At 71.0% G+C, this 13,384-nt stretch carries 12 protein-coding genes and 1 pseudogene; all 13 read right to left on the reverse strand.

Annotation, left to right across the window (positions count from 1 at the left end; all coding sequences use genetic code 11):
* Positions 1 to 2 precede the first annotated feature (2 nt).
* The 13 genes and pseudogenes from ACYVMZ_RS28625 to ACYVMZ_RS28685 all read right to left on the reverse strand — a co-directional run bounded on the left by ACYVMZ_RS28625 (position 3) and on the right by ACYVMZ_RS28685 (position 13,302).
* Complete coding sequence (locus ACYVMZ_RS28625; protein WP_461084654.1) at positions 3 to 935, reverse strand: glutaminase; 933 nt, start codon at positions 933 to 935, stop codon at positions 3 to 5.
* A gap of 37 nt (positions 936 to 972) precedes the next feature.
* Entirely contained in the window at positions 973 to 2,385 is a 1,413-nt protein-coding gene (gene aspA / locus ACYVMZ_RS28630) for an aspartate ammonia-lyase (RefSeq protein ID WP_461084655.1), read from the reverse strand.
* 155 nt (positions 2,386 to 2,540) lie between these two features.
* Complete coding sequence (locus ACYVMZ_RS28635) at positions 2,541 to 3,563, reverse strand: asparaginase (RefSeq protein WP_461084657.1); 1,023 nt, start codon at positions 3,561 to 3,563, stop codon at positions 2,541 to 2,543.
* A 44-nt stretch (positions 3,564 to 3,607) separates the two neighbouring features.
* The gene (locus tag ACYVMZ_RS28640; RefSeq protein ID WP_461084659.1) at positions 3,608 to 5,047 is read right to left on the reverse strand and encodes an amino acid permease; all 1,440 of its coding nucleotides are present in this window, start codon (positions 5,045 to 5,047) and stop codon (positions 3,608 to 3,610) included.
* Positions 5,044 to 5,721, reverse strand: coding sequence for a FadR/GntR family transcriptional regulator (locus ACYVMZ_RS28645; protein WP_461084735.1), 678 nt, complete (start codon positions 5,719 to 5,721; stop codon positions 5,044 to 5,046). The genes ACYVMZ_RS28640 and ACYVMZ_RS28645 overlap by 4 nt, the downstream gene beginning before the upstream one ends.
* A 152-nt stretch (positions 5,722 to 5,873) precedes the next feature.
* Positions 5,874 to 6,710, reverse strand: a complete 837-nt coding sequence (locus ACYVMZ_RS28650; RefSeq protein ID WP_461084661.1) for an undecaprenyl-diphosphate phosphatase — start codon at positions 6,708 to 6,710, stop codon at positions 5,874 to 5,876.
* A 98-nt stretch (positions 6,711 to 6,808) separates the two neighbouring features.
* Positions 6,809 to 7,183 carry a fluoride efflux transporter CrcB gene (crcB, locus tag ACYVMZ_RS28655; protein ID WP_461084663.1) on the reverse strand — a complete coding sequence of 125 codons (375 nt, stop codon included), beginning with the start codon at positions 7,181 to 7,183 and terminating at the stop codon, positions 6,809 to 6,811.
* Complete coding sequence (locus ACYVMZ_RS28660) at positions 7,180 to 7,614, reverse strand: DUF190 domain-containing protein (protein ID WP_461084665.1); 435 nt, start codon at positions 7,612 to 7,614, stop codon at positions 7,180 to 7,182. Before ACYVMZ_RS28660 ends, crcB (ACYVMZ_RS28655) begins: the two co-directional genes overlap by 4 nt.
* Positions 7,611 to 8,072, reverse strand: a complete 462-nt coding sequence (crcB, locus tag ACYVMZ_RS28665) for a fluoride efflux transporter CrcB (RefSeq protein WP_461084667.1) — start codon at positions 8,070 to 8,072, stop codon at positions 7,611 to 7,613. Before crcB (ACYVMZ_RS28665) ends, ACYVMZ_RS28660 begins: the two co-directional genes overlap by 4 nt.
* Before the next feature lie 164 nt (positions 8,073 to 8,236).
* Positions 8,237 to 9,102: pseudogene (locus tag ACYVMZ_RS28670) on the reverse strand (SMP-30/gluconolactonase/LRE family protein).
* Between the two features lie 17 nt (positions 9,103 to 9,119).
* Positions 9,120 to 9,377, reverse strand: coding sequence for an ArsR/SmtB family transcription factor (locus ACYVMZ_RS28675; protein WP_461084669.1), 258 nt, complete (start codon positions 9,375 to 9,377; stop codon positions 9,120 to 9,122).
* Positions 9,378 to 9,609: 232 nt separating this feature from the next.
* The gene (locus ACYVMZ_RS28680) at positions 9,610 to 11,169 is read right to left on the reverse strand and encodes a glycosyl hydrolase 53 family protein (protein WP_461084671.1); all 1,560 of its coding nucleotides are present in this window, start codon (positions 11,167 to 11,169) and stop codon (positions 9,610 to 9,612) included.
* A 111-nt stretch (positions 11,170 to 11,280) separates the two neighbouring features.
* Positions 11,281 to 13,302, reverse strand: coding sequence for a beta-galactosidase (locus ACYVMZ_RS28685; RefSeq protein WP_461084673.1), 2,022 nt, complete (start codon positions 13,300 to 13,302; stop codon positions 11,281 to 11,283).
* Positions 13,303 to 13,384: the final 82 nt, after the last annotated feature.

Consider the following 13,384-nt stretch of genomic DNA (forward strand, 5'->3'; position numbering starts at 1 on the left):
CCTCAGAACACCGACAGCCCGGTCAGCGTCGTGAAGCGGTCCAGCGCCGCCACGCCCGCCACCGAGTTGCCCCGCTCGTCCAGCCCCGGGCTCCACACGCACAGGGTGCAGCGGCCCGGGACGACGGCGATGATGCCGCCGCCGACACCGCTCTTGCCGGGCAGGCCCACGCGGTAGGCGAAGTCACCGGCCGCGTCGTACGTGCCGCAGGTCAGCATGATGGCGTTGACCTGCTTGGCCTGGCTGCGGGTGAGCAGGCGGGTGCCGTCGGCGCGGACGCCGTGCCGGGCGAGGAAGGTGGTGGCAAGCGCCAGGTCGGCGCAGGACGCGGCGATCGAGCACTGGCGGAAGTACTGGTCGAGCAGGACCGGCACCGGGTTGTCGATGTTGCCGTAGGACGCCATGAAGTGGGCGAGGGCGGCGTTGCGGTCGCCGTGGGCGGACTCGGAGGCGGCGATCTCCTTGTCGAAGGTGAGGTTCGGGTTGCCGCTCTCGGTGCGCAGGAACGCGAGGAGTTCGCCCGCAGCGTCGCCGGTACGGGTGTGCAGCCGGTCGGTGACGACGAGGGCACCGGCGTTGATGAACGGGTTGCGCGGAATGCCGTCCTCGTACTCCAGCTGCACCAGGGAGTTGAAGGGGTTGCCGGAGGGCTCGCGGCCCACGTGCTCCCACAGGGCGTCGCCCTCGCGGGCCAATTCGAGGGCGAGGGTGAAGACCTTGGTGATGGACTGAGCGGAGAACGGCTGCCGCCAGTCCCCCACCCCGTACACCGTGCCGTCCAGCTCGGCGACGGCCATGCCGAAGCGGCGCGGGTCGCAGGCCGCGAGCGCCGGGATGTAGTCGGCGGGCCGGCCGCGGCCGGGGGTCCGCTCGATCTCCTCGGCGATGCGCTCCAGGACCGGCTGGAAGGTCAGCGACGATGTCATGATCACCATTCTCTCTCCGCGCCGGTCCTGATGACGGGTGTGCGGTTCAGGCGAGGGCCTGGCCGCTGCCCGCGACGACCTCCGGCCGCAGCAGGTCGGCGAGCGTCTCGGCGGGCAACAGGCCCTTCTCCAGGACGAGTTCGGCCACGCCCCGGCCGGTGGCGAGGGCTTCCTTGGCGATGTCGGTGGCGGCCGTGTACCCGATGTGCGGGTTGAGGGCGGTGACCAGGCCGATGGAGTTCTCGACGGTGGCGCGCAGGGCCTCGGTGTTGGCGGTGATGCCGGACACGCAGCGCTCGGCCAGGGTGAGGCAGGCGCTCTGCAGGTGCGTGATGGACTCCGACAGGGAGTGCAGGATGATCGGCTCGAAGGCGTTGAGCTGGAGTTGTCCGGCCTCGGCGGCCATGGTGATGGTGACGTCGTTGCCGATCACCTCGAAGGCGACCTGGTTGACGACTTCCGGGATCACCGGGTTGACCTTGCCGGGCATGATCGACGAACCGGCCTGTACGGGCGGCAGGTTGATCTCGCCCAGGCCCGCGCGCGGGCCGGAGGACAACAGGCGCAGGTCGTTGCAGCTCTTGGACAGCTTGACGGCGATCCGCTTGAGGACGCCGGACATCTGCACGAACGCGCCGCAGTCCTGCGTGGCCTCGACCAGATTGGCGGCGGTGACCAGCGGCAGCCCGGTGAGGGCAGCGAGGTGGCGGCGGGCGGCCTCGGCGTATCCGGCGGGGGCGTTGAGGCCCGTACCGATCGCGGTCGCGCCGAGGTTGATCTCGTGGATCAGCTCGACGGCCTCCGCGAGGCGGCTGCGGTCCTCGTCCAGCATGACGGCGTACGCGGAGAACTCCTGCCCGAGCGTCATCGGTACCGCGTCCTGCAACTGCGTGCGCCCCATCTTCAGCACGTCGCGGAACTCCACCGCCTTGCGCGCGAAGGCGTCCTGCAGGACGGACATGGCCTTGAGCAGGCCGCGCACCGCGAACACCGTCGCGATCTTCACGGCGGTGGGGTAGACGTCGTTGGTGGACTGGCCGAGGTTGACGTCCTCGTTGGGGTGCAGGTGCTGGTACTGGCCCTTGGCGTGGCCCAGCAGCTCCAGCGCCCGGTTCGCCACGACCTCGTTGGCGTTCATGTTGGTGGAGGTGCCGGCGCCGCCCTGGACGACGTCGACGACGAACTGGTCGTGCAGCTTGCCGTCGCGGATCTCACGGCAGGCCTCGACGATCGCGGCGGCCTTCCGCGGCTCCAGCAGGCCGAGTTCCTCGTTCGCGAGGGCGGCGGCCTCCTTGACGGCGGCCAGGGCGTCGATGAGGTGCGGGTAGGCGGAGATCGGCGTGCCGGTGATGGGGAAGTTCTCCGTGGCGCGCAGGGTGTGGATGCCCCAGTAGGCGTCGGCGGGGACGTCGCGATCGCCGAGCAGGTCGTGCTCGCTACGGGTGGCTGCGGCGGTCATGGCGGTGCGGGCCTTCTCTCGGAGGGTGGTGTGAAGGAGTTTCAGACGGCGGGGTGCATGAGTTTCAGACGCCGGTGCGGGTGGGTCTCAGACGCCGTGCGGATGAGCCTCAGGCAGTGGTGCGGGTGCGTCTCAGACGGCGGTGCGGATGAGCCTCAAACAGCGGTGCGGGTGAGCCAGGGCAGCGGATCGAGCGCGCGGACCGGCCGTACGCTGCCGACGGGTTCGCCGCCGCCGAGCAGCGGCTCCCCCGCGAACTCGGCCAGTGCGGCCGGGTCGACCCCGGCCCGGGCGAGGGCGGCCGCGGCCACCGGGATGCGCGCCCGGTTGGCGCCGTCGGCGATCTTCACGGCGACGGCGCGGCCGTCGGGCAGGGCGGCGACCTGGACGCCCTCGAAGCCGTCCTTGGTGAGCAGCCCGGGTACGGCCCGCATCAGCGCGGCCACGTCCCGGCCGGAGCCGGAAGCCATCTCGGCGTGCTCGCGCATCGCGTCGGCGACGCGGGCCTCGGGGGTGCCGGGCGCGGCGGCGGTGATGCGGGCGGCGGCGCGGGCCAGGCCGTGCAGGGAGATCGAGAACAGGGGGGCGCCGCAGCCGTCGACGGTCACCCGGGCGATGCGCTGCCCGGTGAGGTCCTCGACGATCTCGGCGATGGCCTGCTGAAGCGGGTGGGCGGGGTCGAGGTAGTCGTCCAGGGACCAGCCGTTGAGCACGCAGGTGTAGAGCATGGCCGCGTGCTTGCCGGAGCAGTTCTGGGCGAGCCGGGAGGGCGGGCGGCCCTCGCGCACCCAGGCGTCCCGGACCACCGGGTCGAACGGCAGGTCCGGGACGTTGCGCAGGTGGTCCTCGGTGAGCCCGGCCAGTTCGAGGATGCGCCGGGTGCCGGCGAGGTGGCGTTCCTCGCCGGAGTGGCTGGCCGCGGTCAGCGACAGCAGCTCGCCGTCGAGCGGGAGCCCGGCCCGGACCATGGCGACGGCCTGGACCGGCTTGAGCGCGGAGCGGGGGTAGAAGGCGGCCTCGATGTCGCCGAGTTGGAGCCGGACCTCGCCGTGGGCGCCGAGGACGACGACGGAGCCGTAGTGGATGCCCTCCACCACCCCGCCGCGTATGAGGTGGGCGACGGGGGCGTGGAGGGGTTCACGGATCAGGGGTGCGTCCGCGAGGGAACTGCTGTACATCGCTGCCTGTATCACTGGTGGGTTGGGGTGGCCGGGCACGCGGGTCACGCGTCGGCCCGGGTGGAGGTGCGTGCGACACGGCCCCGGACGGCGAACCATCCGGCGACCAGCGCCGCGACGATCAGCGGCAGGCACAGCACGGTGGTGCGTCCGGCGCCGCCGTCGGCGTACATGAGGACCAGGACGGAGGCGAGGAACGCCAGCGTCACGACTTCGGTCCAGGGGGAGCCCGGCAGCCGGTAGCCGGGGCGGGTCAGCTCGCCGTTCTGGGTCTTCTGCCAGAAGAGCAGGTGACAGATCATGATCATGCCCCAGGTGGAGAGGATGCCGATCGCGGCGAAGTTCAGCACGATCTCGAACGCCTCGGCCGGGACGACGAAGTTGAGGCCGACGCCGAGCACGCAGAAGCCGCTGGTCAGCAGGATGCCGCCGTACGGGACCTTGCTGCGGCTCATGACGGAGGTGAACTTCGGCGCGGAGCCGGCCATCGCCATGGAGCGCAGGATGCGGCCGGTGGAGTACAGGCCGGAGTTGAGCGAGGACATGGCCGCGGTGAGGACGACGAGGTTCATCACGCCGCCGGCCGCCGGGACGCCGATGTTGGACAGCACGGTCACGAAGGGGCTCTCCCCCGCGCTGTACTTGTTCCAGGGCAGCAGCATCGCCAGCAGGACGACCGAGCCGACGTAGAACAGGCCGACCCGCCACATGATCGAGTTGATCGCCCTCGGCATGATCTTCTCGGGGTTCTCGGTCTCACCGGCCGCGACGCCGACCAGTTCGACGGAGGCGTAGGCGAAGACGACGCCCTGGATGATCAGCAGCATGGGCAGCAGGCCGTTGGGGAAGACGCCGCCATTGTCGGTGATCAGGGACGGGCCCGGGGTGTGGCCGTCGACCGGGTGCTGGGTGACGAGCAGGAAGATGCCGATGCACATGAAGACGACGAGGGCGCCGACCTTGACGATGGCGAACCAGAACTCCAGCTCGCCGAATATCTTGACCGAGATCAGGTTGACGGCGAGGACCACGGTCAAGGCGATCAACGCGATCACCCACTGCGGGATGTCGGAGAACATGCCCCAGTAGTGGGTGTACGTGGCCACCGCGGTGATGTCGGCGATGCCGGTGGTCGCCCAGTTGAGGAAGTACATCCAGCCCGCGGTGTACGCGCCCTTCTCCCCCAGGAACTCCCGGGCGTACGACACGAAGGCGCCCGAGGACGGCCGGTACAGGACGAGTTCGCCGAGGGCGCGCACGACCAGGAACGCGAAGACGCCGCAGACCGCGTAGGCGATGAAGAGGGACGGGCCGGCGTCGACGAGGCGGCCGCCCGCGCCGAGGAAGAGGCCGGTGCCGATGGCGCCGCCGATGGCGATCATGTTGACGTGCCGGGACTTGAGGGACTTGCTGTAGCCCGCGTCTCCGGCGTCGACGTGACCGGTGGGTTCGCGCACCTCTTCGTGCAGGGACTGCTCGCTCACGCCTCGGGTCCGCCTTCCGTGGGGATGTCCGTGCGCGCGGGGCGCACGATGTCGGTGAGGGTCGTCTCGACGCGGTCGATGTGATGGGCCATCGCTTCCTCCGCGTCATGTGCACAGCCGTCGATCAGGGCCTCGACGATCGCCTGGTGCTCGCGGTTGGACTGCTCGCGGCGGCCGCCCAGCTCGTTGAGGAAGGCGGACTGGCGGGCCAGCGCGTCCCGGATCTCCTCGATGACCCGGCGGAACACCGGGTTCTGGGCGGCCTCGGCCACGGCCAGGTGGAAGAGGGTGTCCATCGCGACCCACGCGGTGGTGTCCGTCTCCCGCTCCATCCGCTCCAGCAGGTGGGCCAGGTGGTCGAGGTTCTCCGGGGTGCGGCGCCGGGCCGCGTACCCGGCGACCGGGATCTCGACGTGGCGGCGCACCTCCAGCAGGTCGCTGGCCGCGTAGTCGCCGAAGGTGGGGTCCTCGACGGTGCTGGCGACGACGAAGGTGCCCTTGCCGGTCTTGGACACGGTCAGGCCCATGGTCTGCAGCGCCCGCAGGGCCTCGCGCAGCACGGGCCGGGAGACCTCCAGGGTGCGGCACAGCTCCGCCTCGGAGGGGAGCTTGTCGCCGATGGCGTACTCGCCGCGCTCGATGGCGCCGCGGAGGTGGGAGAGCACCGCTTCCATCGCGCTGACGCGCCGCGGCCCCGCACCACCTGTCTGGCTGTCTGACAGGTTCACGGGGTGATCCTGCGGGTGACGTGAGGTGACTGTCAAGGGGCCTGAAAGAAATGATTCAGGGCGCGGGAAGCCTGAATGACGACTTCCCGCGGAAGGGGTCAGTTGCTCAGTGCCCCCGTGGCCAGCAGCCCGAACAGCAGGACGCCGACCACGATCCGGTAGATCACGAAGGCGTTGAAGGAGTGCTTGGCGATGAACTTCAGCAACCAGGCGATGGAGGCGTAGGCCACGACGAACGACACGATCGTGCCGGCGGCCAGCGGGGCCGCCCCCACTCCGGCCCCCAGGGCGTCCTTCAGCTCGTACAGGCCGGCGCCCGTCAGGGCCGGGATGCCGAGGAAGAAGGAGAGGCGGGTGGCGGTCACGCGGTCGAGGTCGAGGATGAGGGCGGTGGACATGGTGGCGCCGGAGCGGGAGAAGCCGGGGAAGAGCAGGGCGAGGATCTGGGAGCTGCCGACCAGCATCGCGTCCTTGAACGACGTGTCGTCCTCGCCGCGCTTGTGGCGGCCCATCTGGTCCGCGGCCCACATGACACCGCTGCCGGCGATCAGCGAGCCGGCCACCACCCACAGGGAGGCGAGCGGACCCTCGATGAGCGGCTTGGCGGCCAGGCCGACGGCGACGATCGGGAGGGTCGCGCAGATCACCCACCAGGCGAACTTGTAGTCGTGGTGGTACCGCTCCTCCTTGCGGGCCAGCCCGCGGAACCAGGCGGAGAGGATCCGCACGATGTCCTTGAAGAAGTACACGAGCACGGCGGCGATCGCGCCGACCTGGATGACGGCCGAGAAGCCGACGACGGCGTGGTCGTCGACGGGGATTCCCATCAGCCCTTCCACGATCTTCAGATGGCCGGTGGAGGAGACGGGCAGGAACTCGGTCACCCCCTCGACTGCTCCGAGGACGACGGCCTGACCGACGGTGATGACGCTCATGGGATCCAGTTCTGCTCAGGGGCCTGCGGGGAGGACCGTCCTACTGCATGACAGGGGCCGTCCTACTACACGCGGGCAAGAGCGACGCCTGCTGATGCCTACGCCCAGATCCCCCGGGCCAGCGCCAGGCCCGCGAACGCCGCCCCCAGGCCGGCCGCCACGCTCGCCAGCACATTGACGGCCGCGTAGCCACGCGCCCCCGTCTCGGTCAGCCGGAGCGTCTCGTACGAGAAGGTCGAGTACGTCGTCAGGGCCCCGCACAGCCCGGTGCCGATCAGCAACCGCAGGTGGGAGCTCGCCGCACCCGCCGCTGCCGCGCCGGTCAGCAGGCCGAGGACCAGACAGCCGACGACGTTCACCGTGAACGTGCCCCAGGGGAAGACCGAGTCGTGCCGGGACTGCACCGCGCGGTCGGTGAGGTAGCGGAGCGGCGCGCCGACCATGGCACCCGCGACGACCAGCAGCCAGTTCACAACGACCTCTTACCCTTCGCGTCCGTTTCGTCCGCGCTTGCTTCCTTGTCCGAGCCTGCTTCCTCGGCCGGGCTCCCTTCCCCGGCCGCGCGTGCTTCGCGGCCGACGTACCGGATGACCTCGCAGTCGTCGAGGACCACGAGGCCCTCGGTGACCAGCTCGTCGAGCTGCGGCAGGAAGGACCGTACGCGCTCCTCGGTGTCGACGATGACGACCGCCACCGGGAGGTCCTCGCTGAGGGACAGCAGCCGCGAGGTGTGGATCAGGGAGGAGGCGCCGAAGCCCTCGATGCCCCGGAAGACGCTGGCGCCCGCCAGGCCCGCCGTATGGGCCCGGTGGACGATCTCCGAGTAGAGGGGCCGGTGGTGCCAGGTGTCGTGCTCGCCGACGAAGACGGTGACGCGCAGGGCGCGGCCGGTCAGCCTTGTCATGGGTGCCTCCTCTTCAGGACGCGGCGGGTCGCCGTGGCCGCGAGCCACACCGCCGTGAGGGCCACGAGCGGGGTCGCGGCGAGGTAGGCCAGTGCCGTGCCGGTCCGGCCGTGGTCGAGGAGTTGCTGGCTGTCGACGGCGTACGTCGAGAAGGTGGTGAAACCGCCGAGGACGCCGGTGCCGACGAAGGGGCGGAGGAGGCGGTGCGCGGGCCGGATCTCGGTGATGACCACCATGAACACGCCGATCACGGCGCAGCCGGCGACGTTGACCCAGAAGGTCGTCCAGGGGAATGCGCCCGCTGCCGAAGGCCACCACAGGGAGGCCGCGTACCGGGCGGCGGCCCCCACCGCCCCGCCGGCCGCGACCACCGCGACGACGGGCGCCTGGGCACGCCAGGCGGGTGGCCGCGCGGGGGGTGTCGGGATACGGAGGCTCTCCCCTTCCGGGGTTGTCATGTCGTACGTCTCCTACTCGCCGGGGCCCGGGCACGCGGGCGCGCTCCATCGCAAGTAGGGACCGTTGGCGGCACCGGTGCCGCGGTTCGGGTACGGCGGGCCCCACCACCGCGCCGCGAGGTGATCGCGACCGGTCAACAGGGTAACGCCGGAGAGGGTCCGGGTCACTTCGCGGCGGGCGCCTCGCAGACCGCCACGCCGCGTTCCCACAGGCTGCCCAGGACGAGGTGGCCGCCGGCCTCGCACACGCCGGTGACCATGCGGAAGCCGGAGTGGCCGCGGGTGAGGTGGTGGACGACGTGTCCGTCGTCGTCGACCGCGAGGACGCCGATCCTGCCGCCGGGGCGGAAGGGGGCGTGCACGGCCGCGCGGGCGGCGGTGCGGCCCACGGCGTGCGGGGCTCGGTGCAGCAGGTCCAGGGGCGGGACGCGGGGTGCGGCCAGCGCCACCCAGACGGGTCCGCCGGGTGCGCCGCGCCAGAGGTTGTCGGGCATGCCCGGGAGGTGCTCGGCGAGCGGCTCGCCGCGTCCGGCCCGTGGCCCGGTGAGCCAGTAGCGGGTGAGCCGGTACGCGCCGGTCTCGGCGACGATCAGGAAGGACTCGTCGTCGCTGGGGGCGAGTCCGTTGGCGAACTGCAGGCCTTCCAGCAGTACCTCCGGGGTGTCGCCGCCGGGTGGCAGGCGCAGGAGGCGGCCGGTTCCGGTGTGTTCGACGATGTCGCCGATCCAGTGCTCCAGGGGGTGGCGGCGGCTGGAGACGGTGAAGCAGACGCTGCCGTCGGACAGGGCGGTGACGTTGCTGCAGAACCGCAGCCGCTCCCCCGCCACCATGTCCACGAGGACGCGGACGGTGCCGTCGCCGAGGTCGACGCGCAGCAGGCCGCGCTCGGCGTCGCACACCAACAGCCCACCGTCCGGCCGTCCGCCACGCCGGTCAGCACGCGCCCGCGGGGATCGGTGACGACGTCCTCGGGGCCGAGGCCGCCGATCGCGACGTACCGGAGCGGGACGAGAGCCGAGGGTCGGTCCATGACGCCCTCCAGTGCCTCTACCAGCCCTTCTCAAACAGGCGCGCGACCTCGGCGACACGCATCTCGTCGCGCCGGTAGTGGAGGCGGTCCGCGCGCCTGCTGGTGCGCAGCAGACCGACGGCCGCGAGCAGCCGGAGGTGGGTGGCGGCGACCGCGGGGGACAGGCCGAACCGTGCGGCGACGGCGTCGGCGGTGACGCCGTCCCGGGCGAGGCCGGGATCCTTGAGCCACTCCAGGATGTCCCGACGCGTCTCACCGGCGGGAGTCCTCAGCATCTCGTGCCCCTTCGCCCGGGTTCCCTCCTCTTGCGTCTTCCCACTGTCCCGCAGCCGATGCCATGCGGTGCGGGACTCCGCGACCCTTTGTCCGGGACTCCGCGGCCCTTGTCCGGTACCGAACGGCCTTGGGGAAAAGGGCCGTTCGGCCCGCCGGATGACGGGCGAGGGCCCGGCCGCGCGGGTGCGGCCGGGCCCTTTGAGCGCTCGGGTCAGCGGTGGCCGGCCCGGGTCAGCGGTGACTGAACCACGACATGGACGACAGCGCCCGGTCGTCGTAGCCGAACAGGGCCTGGTTCTCCCAGCCGTTGCCGGAGGAGGCGTCGGTCGGGTCCCAGCCGTTGCCGTTGACGGCGGTCCAGGTCGCCTCCCAGTAGAAGACGCCGAGGCCGCGGCCGTTCGGGACGGCCTCCACGATGCTGGCCACGTCGTTCATCCACCGGGTCTGCCCGGCCACGGTCGCCGGGTAGCCGGAGACCAGCTCGTCGGTGGTGTTGATGATGTTCTCGTGCGCGTCCTCGCTGTCCAGGCGGAACGGGTAGGCCGTCTCGGCGACGAAGACCGGCTTGCCGTAGCGGGAGGCCGCGTCGTCGAGGGTGGTCTGGAACTCGGCCAGCGTGCCGTGCCAGTAGCCGTAGTACGACAGGCCGATCGCGTCGAACCTCACCCCGTTGGAGACCGCGCTGTCGAACCACCAGCGGGTGCCGGACAGGTCACCGCCCTTGGCGAGGTGCAGCGCGACGGTGGTGGACGAGTTGACCGCCTTGACGGCGTCGTATCCACTGTTGAGCAGTCCGGCGAGCTGCGACCAGTTGGACGTGGATCCCTCGTTCCACAGCATGCCGCCGTTGATCTCGTTGCCGACCTGGACCATGTCGGCGGTGGTGCCCTGCGCCTTCAAGGCGTTCAACACGTCGTACGTGTGGTTGTACACGTCCGTCTTGAGCTGACTGTACGAATGGCCCGCCCAGGCGGCCGGCTTGGACTGGGCGCCCGGGTCGGCCCAGGTGTCCGAGTAGTGGAAGTCGACCAGCAGCTTCATGCCCTGCGCCTTGATGCGCTTGGCCATGGCCAGGACGCGTGCCTTGTTGTTGTAGCCGTCGGCCGGGTTCACCCAGACCTTCAGGCGGGCGTAGTTCATGCCGGAGGACTTGAGGATGCCGAGCGCGTCGGCGGTGGAGCCGGAACTGGTCCGGTACACCCCGCCCTTGGCCTCGCTCTTGGCGAGCGACGAGATGTCGGCACCCTTGATCGACGTACCCGACGTACCGGACGTGAAGGTCAGGTCGTCGACATTGATCCAGTTGCCCGCGTTCGCGTCACTGTTGATGCTGATCGTGCACTGGTTGTTGGTCACATTGACCGGCACGACGATCCGGATCCACCCGCTGGCCGAGACCGGCAGGTTGGTGCGCTGCTCGGCGCCTCCGCAGTTCTTCAGGGCTATGTACGCGGCGTTCTGCCCGCCGCCGGAACGGACCCAGGCGGTGAGCTTGTAGGTGCCGTTCGTCAGCCCGGACAGGTACTGGTACGTCTCCACCTTGTAGGCGGAGGACGCCCAGTGGCTCAGCCGGTAGCTGCCGCTGTGGCCGCCGGACTCGACGAACGAGGCGGCACTCGAGCCGTACTCCGACCAGTCCCTGGGGGTGGCCGCGCCCGCGCCGTCGGCCTCGAAGCCGCCGTTGGTGAGGGTGCTGGCGGCCTGGGCGGTCGTGGCGGGCAGGGCGGTGAGGGCGAGACCCGCTGCGAGCGGCAGCAGCAGGGCCCTGAGGGTGCGTCTGGGATGGAACATCGTCGTCCGTCGTCCCTTCGACGTAAGGGGATGGGGGTGCCTCCCGCCATGGCGGCGGGAGGAGCCCCTCCGCCCGCGGCTCGCGGCTCACACGGGTGGAGGGGAGTCGGCTCAGCCGCCGAGTCGCACGACCCGGACGGCTCCGGCCGGGACCGCGAGGCGGCCCGCGGCGCGCTCACCGGTCAGCAACTCGGTGCCGGGGGTGTCCAGCGGCACCTTGGCGTCGGTGGCGGTGTGGTTGATGGCGAACAGGTAGCGGCCCGACTCGCCGGTGCGGCGGACGACTTCGACGTCCCGGGGCAGGTCGGCGCGCGGGGCGAGCCGCGCGTCCTCGATCGCCCGGCCGAGCAGGGCGTCGAGGCCGTCGGCGCCCAGGCGGGTGGAGACGTACCAGGCGGTGCCCTCGCCGAGGCGGTGACGGGTGACGGCCGGGTGGCCGGCGGTCAGGCCGTCGGCGTACGTCCAGACGGTCTCGGCACCGCGCGGCACCACGAACTCCGTCCACACGTCGGCGGCGAGCTCGGAGCCGTCCGGGCCGCTGATCCGCACCCGCTCGCCGGGCAGCAGCGGCGAGAACTCCTCCACCGTCAGGCCGAGCACGTCCCGCAGGGCGCCCGGATATGCGCCCTCATGGACGGCGTCGTGCTCGTCGACGATGCCGGAGAAGTACGAGACGACGAGGGTGCCGCCGTTCCGGACGTACTCGCGCACGTTGTTCCCGGCCGCCTGAGTCATCAGGTACAGCGCGGGAACGACGACAAGGGGATACCTCGACAAGTCGGCTTCCGGGTGGGCGAAGTCGACGGTGAGGTGGCGATCGTAGAGCGTCTCGTAGAAGGCGTCGGCGCGTTCGCGGGCGTCGTGGTCCTCGCTGGGGCGCCAGGGGAGGTTCTGCGCCCACCAGGAGTGCCAGTCCCAGAGCATCGCCACGTCGGCCTCGGTTCGGGTGCCGCGGATCTGTGCCAGCGAGTCGAGAAAGGCGCCGAGTTCGACGGCCTCGCGCCACACCCGCGTGTCGGTTCCGCCGTGCGGCAGCATCGCCGAGTGGAACTTCTCGGCGCCGCGCCGGGACTGCCGCCACTGGAAGAACATGACGCCCTCGGAGCCGCGCGCCACGTGGGCCAGGGAGTTGCGGGCCATCTGGCCGGGCGCCTTGGCCGGGTTCCGGGGCTGCCAGTTGACGCCCGAGGTGGAGTGTTCGAGCAGCAGCCAGGGGGCGCCGCCCGCCACCGAGCGGGTGAGGTCGGCGGCCATCGCGAGGTTGACCTGGGTGCGGCGGCCGTCGGTGATGAGGTAGTGGTCGTTGGTGACGATGTCGACCTCGCGGCCCCAGGCCCAGTAGTCGACGGAGTCGCACTGGCTGAGCGCGGTCATGAAGTTGGTGGTGACCGGGATGCCGGGCGAGAGGCGGTGCAGGATGTCCCGCTCCCTGCAGAAGTTCTCGCGCATGGTGGCGTCGGCGAAGCGCTTGTAGTCCAGCGCGTGGGCCGGGTTGCCGACCGTGGGCGTCAGGCGCGGCGGGTTGATCTGCTCGAAGCCGGCGTAGCGCTGGCCCCAGAAGGCGGTGCCCCAGGCCTCGTTGACGGCGTCGACCGTGCCGTACGTCGTCGCGAGCCAGCGGCGGAAGTGGGCGGCGCAGGAGTCGCAGTAGCAGGCCGAGACCGGGACGCCGTACTCGTTGTGCACATGCCACATGGAGAGCGCGGGGTGGCTGCCGTAGCGCTCGGCGAGCCGCGTCGTGATGGTCGCGGCGGCCGTACGGTAGTCGGCGTTGCTGTGGCAGATCGCGGCGCGGGAGCCGAACTCGTAGCGCACGCCCTCCGCCGTCACGGGCAGCGCCTCGGGGTGGGCGCGGTAGAACCAGGCGGGCGGGGCCACCGTGGGCGTGCCCAGGTCGACACGGATGCCGTTGTCGTGCAGCAGATCGAACAGCCGGTCCAGCCAGCCGAAGTCGTACACCCCGGGCGAGGGCTCCAGGAGCGCCCAGGAGAAGATGCCGACACTCACCATGGTGACGCCGGCCTCCCGCATCAGCCGGACGTCCTCGTGCCAGACGCTTTCCGGCCACTGCTCGGGGTTGTAGTCCCCACCGAAGGCGAGCCTGGTGAGGCCCCTGGGGGTGGTCTCCGGCATGGATTCTCTCCCGGTTGATCGATCAATTGGGAACGTGCACACACAACGGCGCGGTGCGGAGCCCAACATAACCGCACAGCAA

This window comes from Streptomyces deserti (assembly GCF_054782695.1).